Origin of the sequence: Mesorhizobium sp. LSJC285A00 (assembly GCF_000503155.1) — a bacterium.
GTDB lineage: Bacteria > Pseudomonadota > Alphaproteobacteria > Rhizobiales > Rhizobiaceae > Mesorhizobium.
This window is the reverse complement of the sequence record NZ_AYVK01000038.1, coordinates 1-14,465: the sequence shown is the minus strand read 5'-3', so window position 1 is coordinate 14,465 and position 14,465 is coordinate 1. Positions and strand designations below refer to the sequence as shown.

The following is a 14,465-nucleotide window of genomic DNA, read 5'->3' as shown; positions in this document are numbered from 1 at the left end:
CTTCGGCGGCCTCACGGTTCCTGAGAGAGGACCCCGCGCCGGTGGCGGCGCGGGGCTTTCCGGATCGGCCGGTTAGTCGACCGGGTTCCAGATGATGGCGTAAGTGTCGTCGTCATCCTGGCCGGCGGCGCGGCCGAGATTGGCGTAGAGCTTGCGGGGGCCAAACTCGGGGGCGGCAATCGACAGGCTCACATAGTCCTTGCCGGAGGTCTCGCCGGTGCGGATCCAGCCCGCACCCACTTCGACCCCTTGCGTCAGCACCCGGAAGTCGGGATGGGTGTCGGCGCTCTTTGCCTGATTGGGCACGATATCGATGTCGGCGCGGACGCTGAGCGTCTTGAGCTGGCCCTTGTAGCCGCCGTTTTCCTGTTTGGTGACGTATCCGATCGCGGTCATTTCCAGTCTCCTCTTGGTCTTCGCAAGGGACCATTCCCCTGCGATGGCGGACCGTGATGGGCGCGTCCGGACCGCCGGAACCGGGACGGCCGCAGCGATAGCGGAGGACCCGCGCGGGCAGCTTTTTTGAAGCGAAGCGGCGCGAGGAAGCCGCCGCAGGCGGCGGGGAAAAAAGCTGCCGGCGAGGGTTTCGGGCGGGCCTGATCCGCCCATAGGTCGACAAGCCAGCCGCAGGGAATGGTCCCCGAGACACAATGGAGACAGGTGGCGCGATCGGTGACACAAGAAGCCGGCCGCAATGCAGAGCGCCGGCTGCGCGGGCTCTGTCGGCAACCGGATCGGACAATTGGCCCCATGGGCCTTTGGCGCCTCAGCAAGCAACCCGGCGCGGTGCGGGGCTGCCGAAATGGGGCGAACTGGCGTCGGAATTTCTCGCGCGCGGCACTGGCTCGACAAGACGCCCAATCGGCAGCCGGCGTGGCCCGTAGCGGCGCGCGCGACCTGAGCGGCGGTAATCGAGAGAACCGCCGCTCGGGCCCTGATCGACTATTCGCGCACGAACAGCGGCTGCACTTGTGTCCACTGATCGGCGGTGCGGAGCCGCTGCGGCTGGTGTAGCTTTCGGCCGGGAATTTCATCCAGCGCGGCAGCCAGGTCTCGACCCAGGGGCGGCCATTCTCGCCCGCCAGGAATTCGCGGATGATGTTCTTTTGCGTCTTGACCTTCTCGGCGACATTGCCGTCCGCGACCAGCTTGCCGCCGACGTCGGCCAGCATCGAATTGGCGATTTCCTTGTCGCGCAAGAGGTCGAAGAAGGCATCATCCGGTTGCCACCATATGCCAATGTCGACGTTCAGGTGGTTGCCGAGCGCCTCGACGACGGCGCTGCCGGCTGCAAGCGTCTCGGCCATGACAAGGGTGAGAACGCGCATGACATCGTCGTCGCAGAGCGCCAAGAGGCGCGCGAACACGCCGGCGATAGCAACGGCGTCGCCATTGCCGCCGGCGACCAAGCTATCCTCATCCGGTGATCCGAGCAGGGCCAATACCTCGCGCCGCTTTTTGCCGAATGCGGCTTCAGCCTTGCAGCCGGCAAGGCTGGCAGTCACCGTCTCGTTGGCTGCGCGCTGCGGCTCAGGCCGCACCTGCCACAGGCCCGAACCGGTGATGGCGTGCGCCACCACGAGGCGCAGCGCCACGGCGGGATGGTCGATCATGGCCGCGCGCACGGCGGCATGGCGATGCAGATCGATATAGTTGTGCATCGGGCCGGTGACTTCGGGGCGCGGCAGCTTGGCGGCTGTTTCTTCTTGCTCGCCGCCCTCGCGGGCGCGGCGGGCTTCCTTGCGTGACAGCCAGCCCTCGTGACACTCGACCTCGCCGCGATGCGAGACAGTGATGATGATCTTGCCGCCCTCTTCTTCGGGGTCTTCTCGTGGTCCCATGCGTGGAAATACTGGCCCGGTTCCAGCGCACAACCTCGCTCCAGCCCTCGTTGAGATAGGTGTCGCGTTTGGTGGCAATCGCTTCGTTCTGCTTTTGCCAGAACAGGTCGGCATCGGCGAAATAGCTGTCCTCGCCGAACAGGTCCGAGGTGATCAGGCCGGGATACTCCTCGATGGCAAACAGTGCCACCTTGGTGGAAATCGACTGGCCGCCGAACAGCCATTGCTTCAATTGATAGCCACGCGGCGCGTATTGATCGGGATCGGCACAGAGTGCCAGCCAGTCCTTCTGCTGCGCCTTGGAAGACATGGTGAGATGGCGCACCGGCTCGGTGTCGATCTCCTCGCGCCGATAGGCTTCGCGGATTTTGGGCAAGAGGTCGCCAAGCGCCAGAATGCGTTTGACCTTGAGATCAGTGATGCCGAAGGTCACAGCGATGTCGAGAACGGTGCGGCCTTGCCTGACAAGCCGCGAAACGTCTCCCATTGCCATACTTCGTCAGGATCGAGGCGGGCGAGGTTTTCGATCAGGAAGCTTCGAGCGCATCGGCGTCGTCACCGTCCTCCATGATGGCGCAGGGCAAGGGATCGCCTTCACCGCGCTCGCCGGCAAGCGATTTCGCGGCGAAATAGCGCCGCCTGCCGGGTTGTCCCCGCCGCGGAGGCCGAAGGCCGACGCGGCGGGACGGTTTTTGCGCCTATCGGCGCTGCTGTTCCGCCGTGTCGGGCGGAAGCTCGGAATGGGGCTTTGATAGGGCGTCTGCTGCCTGCCGCAGCAGTCGCTCGGCCTCGGTGACGTGGCCGCAAAATGCGGGCGGCTTCGGCATGGACGGAGATCGGAAAGCGCGCCTGGAAATGCAGGTCGCGCTCTATGCCGAGGCCAAGCGGCCCTTTTACGGATGCAAGCTCGGCCAGACTGACGCTGCCAAGTTCGGGGAAGCCGAAGCCGAGATCGCAAAGACCGAACAGCGTGTCGCCATCGGCGTCGAGTTCGCTCAGAAGCGAGGTCGCGGCACCTGTCGGATCAAACAGTTTCACAACGGGAAAATGGTCGATGTCGGCGCCGGCGGCGCCATGGGCGAGCAGTCGTGCGCGCAGTGGATTGGTGATCAGGATCATGGAAAGACTCCTTGTCAGAACGGGTCGCGTTGACTTCTTGCGTCCGGCGGGAGAAAGGTTCACCGGACCTTCCTCTGATCCGCCTCCCCATTAGAGACCGACCTCGAGCAGCTTTGCGCCGCGCGCGGACACATCGGCGCGTCCATCAGGAGGGTTTGCCCGCGTGGTGATCGGCTGGACGCCGGGAATGAGCGTCTGCTCCTTTGCGGCGTCGGCTCGGTCGCGGTCAGTTGAGGATCGCGCATCGTCATGCCGCAATCCCTTCTTGCGCCTCGCCTTCCGCATCGGCCGGAAGGCCAAACAGGAAATCAGCGGCCTTTGAAGCTAGGCTGGCGGCACGGAATATAGCGCGGTTGTCCTCGCGCAGCACCTTCAGCCATGAGCCGATGTAATCGGCGTGACGCACGGTCGGCTCGATGCCGAGATTGCTGCAGACGAAGGCGGCAGTGATTTCGGCGACCAATTCTTCACGCGCGTAGGGCTTGGAGCCGAACGAGCCGGAGAGGTCGCGAGCAAGCCGCGTCGGGTGGCCGGTCCAGTGGCCTAGCTCGTGAAAGCAGGTCCGGTAATAGTCGATCTGCTGATGGAACGCTGGCTGCGGCGGCACCTGAATGTGGTCGCTGCACGGCATGTAGAAAGCGCGATCGCCGCCGACCCTGAAATCCGCACCGCTGGCGAGAATGAGCGTCTCGGCCTGCGGCACGATCTCGCACTGTGGCAGCGGCTCGGCAGGGGCATGGAGGTGTTCCGGAAGATTGTCGCATTGCGCGACATTGAAGACGGTAAAGCGCTTCAGAAAAGGCACGGCCTGTGGTGCATCGCCCTCGTGGCGTGCGCGCTCCTTCTCGTTCTTTGGGACAAAGCGGTCGGCATGCACGATCGTCGTGCCGCGCTCGCCCTTCCTGACATTGCCGCCCAGGGCAAGCGCCTGCCGGAAGGTCAGCCAATTCTGGCTGGGATAGCTGCGCTCGATGACGGCGCCCCACAGGATGAGGATATTGATGCCGGAATAGGTGCGCCCCGTGGACGCATTCCTCGGCAGGCCGAGGCCTGCTTTTGCGCTGCCCCATGGCTTGACCCATGGCACGGTGCCGCGCTCCAGCTCGGCAATGATGCGGTCGGTGATCTCCTGATAGAGGCTTGCGCCTGGGCGCCTGCCCTTGCCTGCGCCAGCCTCTCCGCTGGTGGTACGCTTGCTGTTTGCACGCATGTGTTATCCTCCGCTCGCCAATCGCCGCGCCTTTCCCCGGAAGCGGGGTGGGCGGCGAGTCGCGACCGGAAAGGCCCGCCGTGGTAGGCGGACCGCATCCGAAGGACCGGAACGAAGAGGAGGACCCTGAGCGGCACGCGAAGGGTTGCGGGCTGCCGCGGCGGGTCTAGAAGGGAGTGTCGCCCGCCCCGCGCCACCGGGAAAGGCCAACAGACAAACCGCGCCGCCCGCAAGGGCGGCGGCCGTCACAGCCCGAAGGGCTGCCCACGCCAAGGGGCGAAGCCGAATGGCCGAGACCGCCTGAGCTTGCCGAAGAAAAGCGGGCTCGGTTCACGAGCACCTGGTGCGCGTCGTCAGGCGCGCGGGCGCCCGCCAAGTTTTTTCGCACATGGTCAGGCGCCGCAGTTACGTCGAGAACCAAAAGGCATCGGCGCCGTGCGCGCGGCTTCCTCCGAAAACCAGCGCTCGCCTTTCAACAAATTGAGGCGTTGTCCCACTCAATATTCCTGTCCGTGATCATGATGGATGCGGCGCGCCCGCTAGGACCGGAGGCTGGAGAGAATCTCGCACGGATCAGCGTCAAGGGCCGCAGTTATGTCGAGAAACTCGATGACATCGAGACGCCGCTCTGCGCCCTCGTACTTGGCCACGAAGGATTGGGGACGACCAAGCTTGTCAGCCAGCTGCTTCTGGGTCAGGCCTTTGGCCTTGCGCAGCAAAACCAGCCGGGCCAGGAACCGCTGGTGGCGGGGCGATCGAAGGGATTTGGGCATGGAGGCGAACCGGTCGGGTAAAGACCGGATCAGCGACTAATCCCGGTTTCGGATTATCCCATTTTGGGATATACTGCCTGCGCTCACAGGCGAGGTTCGCAGGCATGAATGGACCAATGGGAACAGATGAGACTCGAAGCTCAAGTTTGAGCGATGAAGTCCCCTGGTCGGAGAACCTCACGAGCTACGACAGGGAGCATTTCACGATCTACCTGCGGATCCTGGATGCCTGCGCCGAGAATGCCAGCGAAAAGGAGATGGCCGAGCGCATCCTCGGCATCGACCCGTCCATTGACCCGGTCCGCGCTCGCAAAGCTCTTCGCAGCCATATCGACCGTGCGAACTGGATGGTGACGACCGGCTACAAGGAACTGTTCGCCGGCTGATGCACAGCGCCCAATGCCACGTGTTTCGAGTGGGCAAGTCTCTGTAGCCAAATTCGGCAGCGCACGGCCGCGACAGCGGGCGCTGCGGGAGCGGTCACAACTGGTTCGCGTACTGTTTGACTGCCATTTCCAGTGCTTGCATCAAAGGCACAGCCTTGGAGAAGAGGAAGCCTTGAGCGGTTCGGCAACCAAGCTTGTGCAGGGTTTGCCGATCCGCCTCTGTTTCGACGCCCTCGGCCATGACCTCGATCCCGAGCATGTCACCGAGTTCGATGACGGATTTGACAAGCAGTCGGTCCTCTCGGGACTTGGCCAAGCCGCGAATGAAGCCTTGGTCTATTTTCACCTTGCGTATCCGACGGTCCTTGAGAGAAGCCAAGGTAGAAAAGCCGGTGCCGAAGTCGTCGAGCGCGATGGAAATACCGGCATGCGAAAGCCGTCCGAGCTTTTCATCCACTCTGTCCGGATCCACCGGCGATTCTTCGGTAATCTCGATTTCGAACATCGTCGCAGGCAGGCCTCTTGCGGCCAGACCATCCAGAACCATGTCGTCGATATCGCCGGCTTCCAGTTCGCGCGGGGAAACATTCATCGCCACACGAATGTTACGACAGTCAGCTTTCACCAAGCCGTCGATAAAAGCACAACAGTCGGCGAATACGGTTTGCGTCAGCAGCTGAAGCATTCCGGTTTCGCGTGCGGCTGTGATGATTTCGGGTGGAGAGATGGCACCATGTGTCGGATGGGACCATCTCAGCAAGGCTTCAAAACTGACCACGGCCTCGGTGTCGAGTTTCACGATCGGCTGGAACCAAGGTTGCAATCTTCCCGTCTTTATCGCCGAATGAAGGTCCCGTTCGATGGACTGGCGGCGTTGGAGTTCCCGGTCGAGTTCGGCATCGAACAGGCAAAATTCGTTCCTGCCATGGCGCTTGGCCGTATAAAGGGCGATATCGGCCCGCAACAGCATTTCAGTCAGGCTCGACGTCTGCGCCAAGTATATCCCTATCGATGCCCCGACGCGCACGGACGCGACCCCGATATAGGGGCGAGCAATTTTGGCTATGATATTGGAGGCGAGATCACTGGCAGAAAGCGAAGCTCTCGTTGAGGGAAAAACCAGCACGAATTCATCGCCGCCGATACGAGCTAGCGTTGAGCCTTCCGGTGCTTCCTGCTCTATGCGGCGGGCGATCATGACAAGCAGTTCATCACCGGTCCTGTGACCGTAGGTGTCGTTGACAGATTTAAAGCCGTCCAGATCAATCAGCATTGCCACGAAGGGGCCATCCGCGGTCTTGAACCGACCGATGGCGTGTTCAAGGCCCCGCCTGTTGAGAAGGGCGGTCAAATGGTCCTCCCTGGAGTTGCGCTCCATTTCCGACGCAAGTCGCTCTGCCTCATGTCTCAGGCGGCTTGCTTCGCGGAAGCGCGCCTGCCCAACAAACGAAGCTCGGACCAAGCCGCCCATGAAGAGCAGAACGGTGAAAGCCAGAATGTAGCGTTCAAAATTGCCTTTCGCCAAAAGGCACGCCACCGTGATGAGGAGTGGAGGTGTGATGAAGCTGGTCGCCGCCGCGGCATACGAACTGCCATATGTAACCGCACCAGCTGAAATGCCCGCCAGTATGACCAGATGCATCGGTGCTTGAGGTGTTGTGTATCCAACAGTCAGCACGGCCGGGAAGGACCAGGCAAACCCTGCCAGAAGGGCAAGGACGCCCAACATGCGAAGGCGCGGCAAAACGCCAAGCGAATCCTGATGGCGCCCCGTTTCCTTTAGCTGAAAACGGGCGAGTGCAAGCCGGGCGGCATTTAGCGCATTGACGACCAGGAACCAGCTTGCAGCGGCAAAGCCGCCGCCAGAAAGGGCCTGCACCCCGCAAATCAGGCCTGACAGGATCGCGCTTATCGGCATCGACACGAAGAGCCCGGCCCTCAGGTCAGCAAGCTGATCCTGACGGATTTTGGCCTCCAGCGATTCTTCTTTCTTTAGGGGTGCCATGAATGGACCAGCTTGCTTCCGTCATTGTTCGCGAGGACCAAACCTATGCAAGCCCACTGAAGGACGGGTTAACTACCCAGCGAGGGTAACCGGTGCGCTCACCATACTTCGGGTCACACCTTTGGCTTAGCATTGCCGAATCATCAAGGTTTCGCCCGCGCGCGTGCCTTGATCCGAATCATGCCATGATCGGCAACGTCACCAGGAAGCAGCCTTGCCCGCGACGCTGCGAGCCAGCAAGACAAAGAAGCCGCGCCGAGACAGCGCTCCAGAGCGGTAGCGCTCTGTGCGATTCACCGCCTGAGCATGGCCGAAATGCCATGGCGGACAAAGGGAAGATGTTGGGCAAAGCGGAGCCCAGCATGTCTTGCAAGCCGTGCCGCCGGGTGCTCGCTTGAGTAAAGACCGACAAGCATGTTGGTGGCATGATAGAGCGGCGCCGCCGACAGCCGCAGCCGGCTTTCATATCTGCCGAGCATGTCGGGATCGGCAATGTCGCGGCGTGCGCGACATGCTGTCAGTATTTTATGAGCGAGTTGCTTCTGGCCGCTGAGGCCGATGTTGAAGCCATGCGCGGTCACCGGGTGCATGCCGATGGCAGCGTCTCCTATAAGTGCCGCACTCGGTGCCGAGAACTTGTGCGCCCAGGTCGTGACCAGCGGATAGGCATGGCGGGTGCTTGCCAGGGTCAACTGCCCGAGGCGTCCTCGACACCGGTTCATCAATTCCATGAGGAACAATTCGTCATCGAGAACAGACAGTCTATCGGCCTCGATTGAGCGCAAAGTCAGAAGCAGCGACGACACGCCTTCCATGAGCGGCAACATCGCTATGGTCTGATGGTGGTCGAACCATTCGACCGCGATCTGGCGATGGAAGCGCTCGTGCCTCACTCGGCAAATCAGCATGGAGTGGCCAAGCGGATGGATGTTGGCGCCAATGCCGAGCAGGTCGCGCATCGCGGACAAACGCGAATCCGCTGCTACGAGCAGCCGAGCGGCCAATTGCCTGCCATCAGAAAGCGTTATGACCGCCTCGTCGTCGCTGGTTGTTGCATTCACGACCGAGTTGCCGCACAGCAGCCGGGCATGATCCTGGAAGTAGACAATTTTGAACAGGGCATCGCGGATCCGACAATTTGGGACCAGAAATCCGAGTGGTTCCCCAGATCCGCTGCGAGTATCGAAGCACAGGGCGAAAGGGCTCGATCCGTTGAGCACGCGCGCGCCATGAAGCGGTGATTTGTCAGATGCGGGCATGGCGTCCCAGGCGCCGAGCTCGCGAAGGATTCTCACCGAAGCGTGCGTCAGCGCGATCTCGCGACCGTCGAAAGCCGGATTCGCCAGGCTGTCGAGCGACTGCCGTTCAACCACTGCCACCTTGAGTCGGCTCAGGGCGAGCGATGCTGCGAAGGCAAGTCCGACCGGCCCAGCTCCGACGACAATGATGTCGAATGTGTCGACAGAGCCGGCCATCAGCGTGCCGCCATAGCGGCTATCTGCGATACGAAGCGCTTTTGAAGCATCGCAATCACCCACGGTTTGCCGCTCATCTCCCCATCGTCGATAGACATGCGTTCTCCGTTGGAAGCCTGGTCAATGAAACCACGCCGACGAAGAGATAACGCTGATCTGGATCAACCAGGCTCGATAACCAGGCAACGGCGGGTTCACGGTCGAGTGGTCGATTGCCGTGAAAACGTTTGCATGTCTAGGCATTCTGAATGGTCGGCTTCCCAATCGCGTGCCCCTACTGGCCAAAGGTTCGGCAACGTATTGTGGCTGATCCGTTCTTCGCACGCGCGCCGATATCATCATGACGAGGCAATCCAGCAAAGACTCGGTCGACTGACGACCAGCATCCGCACAGTCGTTGGGCGCCGCCAACCGGTTCAGCCTCGCGGCTCTTCCCGATCGATAAGGATCCGCTGGGCGGAGCCGTCGAGATCTTCGTATTGGCCGCTCTTCAGATCCACAGGAAGCGCCGGTCCAAGCCCCACCAAAACAGGCAGCGGCCATCGCATTCCGTCAGGACGGGCATCTTGCTGCCGACAGCTTACTCTCCGCCCATGACGGGCGCTAGACGCCGAAGGAACTCGCCGACGGCCTCATGTCCAAGTGATGTGGGAAGGGAGCAGAACCAAAGGGACTCTGCTCCGCGTCCCCGCCTTTTCCGCAGCTATGAAACCTTCACCGAACGGATCCGTACTGAGGAGGAGGCCGTCCTTGACTTGCCCGACGCCGGCAACCTTCTCAGCCGCAACGATCGCCGCCTTCCGCTGACGCTCGTCGACAATCGCCCCCTTCAGTTCGACAAGGCCGTCGCTGACCCTCACATCGATCAAGTCACCACCGCTCCAGGTTTGTGACTGCAGTTCGGCAAGGATAGCCTTGCGGATCAGGTCGTCTTCGGGTGGCGTGGTTCCCCGTTTCGGCATGGCGCGGATCAGGACAAGCAGCAAATCAGTTCGCGTGATGATGCCGATGACCCTGTCCCGATCGACAATCGGAAGATTGTTGATGCGATGTTGCATCATCAGGTCGACAATATCTGCAATCGAGGCGCCAGGAGGCGCCGAGATGACGGGTGTGGTCATCACCTGATGGATGATCCGTCCGTTCGAGCGCGCATAGTCATTGGCGACTGTGCCCGGGCCAAGATCAAACTCCAGCCAGCGCGGACGCACACGCTGGGTCCCAAGTTCTTCTCGGCGCAAGAAGTCGCTTTTGCTTACAATTCCAACGAGGGCACCTCGCTGTCGGTTACCGGGAGGCAGCTGGCTTTGTTGGAANCGTCGCGGTCGATTAGAATGCGCTCCGCAGCGCCATCGAGATCATCGTACTGGCCGCTTCTCAACGCCCACAGGAAGCCGGACAGGCCGAGTGCGCCAAGGAACAACGCCACCGGAATGAGATAGGCGAGCGTTGTCATGAGGATCGGGCCAAGGTGCCGGCCCGCGCGGGCCTGTCCTGCCGCGCAGTTTCGGACGACGCACCCGTTGCGAAGCCTTGCAGACGCATTGCGTTTCCAATCACAAGCAATGACGAGGCAGACATCGCGACCGCCGCGATCAGAGGCGTAACATGACCCAGAATGGCGATCGGCACGGCGACAGCATTGTAGACGATGGCGATCGCGATGTTCTGGCGGATCAGGTTTCCCGCGNAGAATGGCGATCGGCACGGCGACAGCATTGTAGACGATGGCGATCGCGATGTTCTGGCGGATCAGGTTTCCCGCGTTGCGCGACACGTCCAGCGCCAGCGGGATCGCCAAAAGGCTTTCGCGCAGAAAAACGAAGTCGGCTGCATTGCGGCCAATGTCGGCCGCCGTGGCGGGTGCGATCGAGACATCCGCGGCGCTCAGCGCCGGTGTGTCGTTGAGCCCGTCGCCAACCATCAGAACCTTGTGCCCGTCTCTCGCCAGACTCTCGATGCGTTCAACCTTGCCGGACGGGAGCAGGCAGGGAACGAAGTCATCGACACCGAGCACGTCCGCAATCTCGGCGCAGGCTTTCGCGGTATCGCCCGACAGCATTTCCACGCACATACCAGCGTTGCGCAGTTGATCGATCGCTGCCCTGGTGTCGAGGCGTAGCGCATCTTCGAAAACGAAGGACGCGACAATCATGCCGTTTTTCGTCAGCACTGTTCCGCCATAGCCATGTTTGCCTTCGCCGCCGGTTCGCGCCTTCCAGCCAGCCCATCCGCGTCGACCCAGCCGCCAGGTGATACCGGCGGCGGTGGCTTCGATCCCGAAACCCGGGTGCTCGGTCACCGCATCGAATTTGTGCTGGCTGCTGCTGACGGCAAAGCCGGCAATGGCCTTTGAATATGGATGACGCGAATGCGCGGCCAAGTCGGCAGCGATTGCCAGCATGGCGGGATCGATCGACGACGTGTTGACGAGCCTGGGCTGGCCAAGCGTGAGCGTGCCGGTCTTGTCGAACACGGCTGTATCGATCGCTGCCAGGCGCTCCATGGCCGAGCCGTCCTTCACCATGATGCCGTTCTCGAACAGGCGCCGCGCGGCGACCACCTGAACGATTGGGACGGCGAGGCCAAGCGCGCAGGGGCATGTGATGATGAGAACAGCGATGGCAATCGTCATCGCCCGATGCCAGTCGCCGGTCGCCGCCATCCAGCCCGAGAATGTTACCAATGCGGTGAGATGAACCACGGGCGCGTAGAGTGCCGACACGCGGTCGGCGATACGGCGATACCGGGCGCGACCACCTTCGGCGGCCTCCATCAGCCGAACCATTTCCGCCAGGAACGAATCCTTCGCGGCGGCTGTGGCCTCTACCGTCAGCGGACCGGTAAGGTTGAGGACCCCGGCCTGCACGGTGTCTTCCGGCGCCACGCTACTGGGCGTGCTCTCGCCGGAGACCAGGGAGCAGTCGACGTCCGATGTCCCGCGCACAATTTTGCCATCGACAGGGATTCTTTCGCCGGCGGCGATCAACAACAGCATGCCCGGTTCGATCTCGGCCACCGGCAGATAGCCCCGAGCGCCATCGCCGCGCAGCACCATGGCGCCGCGCGCGGCCAATTGTGACAGGCTCTTCACAGCGGTGCGGGCGCGTTCCCGCATCACGTGATCGAGCGTGCGACCAATCAGGAGGAAGAACAGCAGCGATACCGACGCGTCGAAATAGGCGTGGTCGCCATGGGTGATCGTCTCATAGAGGNGAGGAAGAACAGCAGCGATACCGACGCGTCGAAATAGGCGTGGTCGCCATGGGTGATCGTCTCATAGAGGCTCATGGCGTAGGCCAGCGACACGCCGACGGCGATCGGCACGTCCATGTTCATGCGGCCGTGGCGCAACGCAGTCCACGCCGATTTGAAGAAGATCCCGCCGGCGAAGGCCAGCGCAGGAATGGCGATCAGGGCCGAGACCCAGTGGAACAGGTCGCGGGTGGCGCCCTCGGCGCCGGACCAGACCGACACCGAGAGCAGCATGATGTTGCCCGCAGCAAAGCCGGCAATAGCGACGGCGCGGATAAGCTCCGAAAGCATCTTGTCCTTTGCATCAATCTCGGCTTCGAACAAATGCGCCTGATAGCCGAGCCGGCCGAGCACAGCGACCAATGGTGGAGCCTCGTCGCCGCGCCAGCGGACTGAGACCCGCTTGGTTGACAGGTTCACGCGAGCTGCCTCGACGTGATCGAGTTTTCCCAACGCCGTCTCGATCGTCTGGATGCAGGCGCCGCAATGAACGGTCGGCACCGAAAGGTCGGACTGATGAAGGTCGTCGCCAAGCGATCGGCTCGCCAGCCTGATTTCCTGGCTGGAGGGCAGGACCGAGGTGCCGCTGGCCAGATCCAGCGCTATTTCAGCGCCCGGTGCACAACAGCTCATTTCAGCGCTCCATTGGAAATCATGATCCTGCGCACGTCGCGATAAGGCTTTGCCAGGCCGGCATCGGCGTCTATTTCGATGATCCAGACACCATCCCTTGGCACGTGTTGTGCAGCAAACTCCTGGCCCGAGGCGAGGGCGAGCGTGACGGACTCATCCTCTTTCTCGTAAGCGGGATGGCGAAACAGCACCTTCACGCCATGCAGGGAAACCGGATTGCCCGCGGCGTCGATGATGCCATAGCGGACTTCACCCCATGCGATGGTCAACTGGCCGGTCCAGCCAAGCGCTGCCTGCGCACGGCCTTCTTCAGCCTTCTTGTTGAATTGCTGGCTCGCGACATAGGTATTTTCGACGACAAGGCCGGTCCAGCTTGTGTTGGCAAGCGTCGCCATCGTCAGATTGACCGCGATGACCACGCCGAAAAAGGCAAGGATGGTGGCCAACATGTGCCTGCCCGTGAATTCGCGGGGTTTTCGCGTGGTGGCGTTCATCTGGCGATCTCCGGCGCATTGAAGGTGGCGGTGTATTCGTTGGACTCGAAGCTGACCTTGTCTTCGACGCGGAATGTGAAGGTCTGCGCCTGGCGATTAATCTGATCGGCGGGCAGGCGCACGAAAACCTTCAGCATCTTCAGCCGGTCGGGTTCGACCTGGACCGCAAAGGAGCGATCGGCGGGGAGGTCGACGCCAACGATGCTCATCTCTGCGCCTGGCAAACCCCCGAGGGTGATGATAATCGTTCTCGGTTCGGGGATCATGTTCAGCAGCTTGACGGTATAGCCATTGCGGATCGAGCCGTCGGAGAGCGTCACGAATTGCGGGTTGCGGTCGCGCAGGACATTGATCTCGAGCCGGTCGCGGGTCAGCAGCGAAAAGAGCAGGCCCAGGCCGATCATCGACCACATAGCCATGTAAACGTAAGTGCGCGGCCGAAAGATCTTGCGGATATGGAAATGCGCCACCCTGTCCGAAAACAGGCCGTCATCCGTCCTGACCAGCGACGGATCGACCGAGCTGGCGCCGCCGGCGGTGGCCAGCATCATGTTGGCGTTGTAGTCGGAGAGCGTCGCGTAGGAGATCAGTCCTCGCTCCTTGCCGAGTTTATCCATGACGCCGTCGCAGGCATCGATGCAGAGCGCGCAGGTGATGCATTCGAGTTGCTGACCGTCGCGTATGTCGATCCCCATCGGACAGACGGCGACACAGGCATTGCAGTCGACGCAATCGCCGACGGGATGCCCTGCAGCAAGAACCTTCTTGGCGTGACGGGTGCGCGGTTCGCCGCGCCAGTCATTGTAGGTGACGGTGAGCGAGCTCTCGTCGAGCATGGCTGCCTGGATGCGCGGCCAAGGGCACATATAGGTGCAGACCTGTTCGCGCATCAGCCCGCCAAACGTGTAGGTCGTCGCCGTCAGAACCGCGACGGTGATGTAGGCGACAGGCGCTGCCGTGCCGGTNAGCCCGCCAAACGTGTAGGTCGTCGCCGTCAGAACCGCGACGGTGATGTAGGCGACAGGCGCTGCCGTGCCGGTGAAGAGTTCGCCGAGCAGCGTCGGCGCATCGGCGAAATAGAAGATCCATGCGCCACCAGTCGCTGCGGCTATGACCAGCCAGATGACGTGTTTCGATGCCCGCAGCGCAAGCTTACGAGTGGTCCATGGACCGGCATCGAGCCGCATGCGCGCGTTGCGGTCGCCCTCGATCGCGCGCTCGACGACCAGGAACAGATCGACCCATACGGTCTGTGGGCATGTGTAGCCACACCA

General features: G+C 61.9%; 13 protein-coding genes and 2 pseudogenes. 1 reads left to right on the top strand and 14 read right to left on the bottom strand.

Annotated elements, in window-relative coordinates; all coding sequences use genetic code 11:
- Window positions 1-72 precede the first annotated feature (72 nt).
- From X726_RS143975 to X726_RS1000000169670, 6 genes and pseudogenes are all read right to left on the bottom strand, one after another.
- Window positions 73-396: a DUF736 domain-containing protein gene (locus tag X726_RS143975; protein WP_023672372.1), complete on the bottom strand. Its 324-nt coding sequence runs from the start codon at window positions 394-396 to the stop codon at window positions 73-75.
- On the bottom strand, window positions 393-1,409 hold the full coding sequence (locus tag X726_RS1000000171935; RefSeq protein WP_245272156.1) for a hypothetical protein: 1,017 nt from the start codon (window positions 1,407-1,409) through the stop codon (window positions 393-395). The genes X726_RS143975 and X726_RS1000000171935 overlap by 4 nt, the downstream gene beginning before the upstream one ends.
- Window positions 1,410-1,530: 121 nt before the next feature.
- Window positions 1,531-2,274, bottom strand: a complete 744-nt coding sequence (locus tag X726_RS1000000171930) for a hypothetical protein (protein WP_245272155.1) — start codon at window positions 2,272-2,274, stop codon at window positions 1,531-1,533.
- Between the two features lie 265 nt (window positions 2,275-2,539).
- Window positions 2,540-2,960 (bottom strand): annotated as a pseudogene (locus X726_RS1000000169675) (DUF2958 domain-containing protein).
- Between the two features lie 247 nt (window positions 2,961-3,207).
- Entirely contained in the window at window positions 3,208-4,170 is a 963-nt protein-coding gene (locus X726_RS143985) for a zincin-like metallopeptidase domain-containing protein (RefSeq protein WP_023672367.1), read from the bottom strand.
- A 539-nt stretch (window positions 4,171-4,709) separates the two neighbouring features.
- Window positions 4,710-4,943: a helix-turn-helix transcriptional regulator gene (locus tag X726_RS1000000169670; protein ID WP_023708050.1), complete on the bottom strand. Its 234-nt coding sequence runs from the start codon at window positions 4,941-4,943 to the stop codon at window positions 4,710-4,712.
- Between the two features lie 104 nt (window positions 4,944-5,047).
- Between X726_RS1000000169670 and X726_RS143995 the strand changes: the two genes are divergently transcribed.
- On the top strand, window positions 5,048-5,329 hold the full coding sequence (locus tag X726_RS143995) for a DUF2285 domain-containing protein (protein ID WP_081731646.1): 282 nt from the start codon (window positions 5,048-5,050) through the stop codon (window positions 5,327-5,329).
- A 94-nt stretch (window positions 5,330-5,423) separates the two neighbouring features.
- Here the strand turns inward: X726_RS143995 and X726_RS144000 are convergent, their stop codons facing one another.
- The 8 genes and pseudogenes from X726_RS144000 to X726_RS144015 all read right to left on the bottom strand — a co-directional run.
- Window positions 5,424-7,334, bottom strand: coding sequence for a bifunctional diguanylate cyclase/phosphodiesterase (locus tag X726_RS144000; protein WP_023672364.1), 1,911 nt, complete (start codon window positions 7,332-7,334; stop codon window positions 5,424-5,426).
- Between the two features lie 293 nt (window positions 7,335-7,627).
- Window positions 7,628-8,809, bottom strand: a complete 1,182-nt coding sequence (ubiM, locus tag X726_RS144005; protein WP_023672363.1) for a 5-demethoxyubiquinol-8 5-hydroxylase UbiM — start codon at window positions 8,807-8,809, stop codon at window positions 7,628-7,630.
- A 416-nt stretch (window positions 8,810-9,225) separates the two neighbouring features.
- On the bottom strand, window positions 9,226-9,357 hold the full coding sequence (gene ccoS / locus X726_RS1000000169665; protein ID WP_081740647.1) for a cbb3-type cytochrome oxidase assembly protein CcoS: 132 nt from the start codon (window positions 9,355-9,357) through the stop codon (window positions 9,226-9,228).
- An 84-nt stretch (window positions 9,358-9,441) separates the two neighbouring features.
- A complete protein-coding gene (locus X726_RS01000000167430) occupies window positions 9,442-10,020 on the bottom strand; it encodes a CBS domain-containing protein (protein ID WP_023672361.1) in 579 nt (192 codons plus the stop codon).
- 44 nt (window positions 10,021-10,064) lie between these two features.
- Window positions 10,065-10,265 (bottom strand): cbb3-type cytochrome oxidase assembly protein CcoS, encoded by a 201-nt coding sequence (gene ccoS, locus X726_RS1000000168240; RefSeq protein WP_050588576.1) that lies wholly within the window; start codon window positions 10,263-10,265, stop codon window positions 10,065-10,067.
- Window positions 10,262-12,697 (bottom strand): annotated as a pseudogene (locus X726_RS01000000167425) (heavy metal translocating P-type ATPase). Before X726_RS01000000167425 ends, ccoS (X726_RS1000000168240) begins: the two are co-directional and overlap by 4 nt.
- Window positions 12,694-13,191, bottom strand: a complete 498-nt coding sequence (locus tag X726_RS144010) for a FixH family protein (protein WP_023672358.1) — start codon at window positions 13,189-13,191, stop codon at window positions 12,694-12,696. The pseudogene X726_RS01000000167425 and the gene X726_RS144010 overlap by 4 nt, the downstream one beginning before the upstream one ends.
- The coding region (locus X726_RS144015) for a 4Fe-4S dicluster domain-containing protein (RefSeq protein ID WP_023672357.1) at window positions 13,188-14,465 on the bottom strand (1,278 nt) is incomplete at its 5' end. The genes X726_RS144015 and X726_RS144010, both read right to left, overlap by 4 nt.

Excerpts from the sequence above, each read along its gene's own strand:
- X726_RS143975 (WP_023672372.1), bottom strand. The coding sequence starts at position 396 with ATGACCGCGATCGGATACGTCACCAAACAGGAAAACGGCGGCTACAAG.
- X726_RS143985 (WP_023672367.1), bottom strand. The coding sequence starts at position 4,170 with ATGCGTGCAAACAGCAAGCGTACCACCAGCGGAGAGGCTGGCGCAGGC.
- X726_RS1000000169670 (WP_023708050.1), bottom strand. The coding sequence starts at position 4,943 with ATGCCCAAATCCCTTCGATCGCCCCGCCACCAGCGGTTCCTGGCCCGG.
- X726_RS143995 (WP_081731646.1), top strand. The coding sequence starts at position 5,048 with ATGAATGGACCAATGGGAACAGATGAGACTCGAAGCTCAAGTTTGAGC.
- X726_RS144000 (WP_023672364.1), bottom strand. The coding sequence starts at position 7,334 with ATGGCACCCCTAAAGAAAGAAGAATCGCTGGAGGCCAAAATCCGTCAG.
- ubiM (WP_023672363.1), bottom strand. The coding sequence starts at position 8,809 with ATGGCCGGCTCTGTCGACACATTCGACATCATTGTCGTCGGAGCTGGG.
- ccoS (WP_081740647.1), bottom strand. The coding sequence starts at position 9,357 with ATGCGATGGCCGCTGCCTGTTTTGGTGGGGCTTGGACCGGCGCTTCCT.
- X726_RS144010 (WP_023672358.1), bottom strand. The coding sequence starts at position 13,191 with ATGAACGCCACCACGCGAAAACCCCGCGAATTCACGGGCAGGCACATG.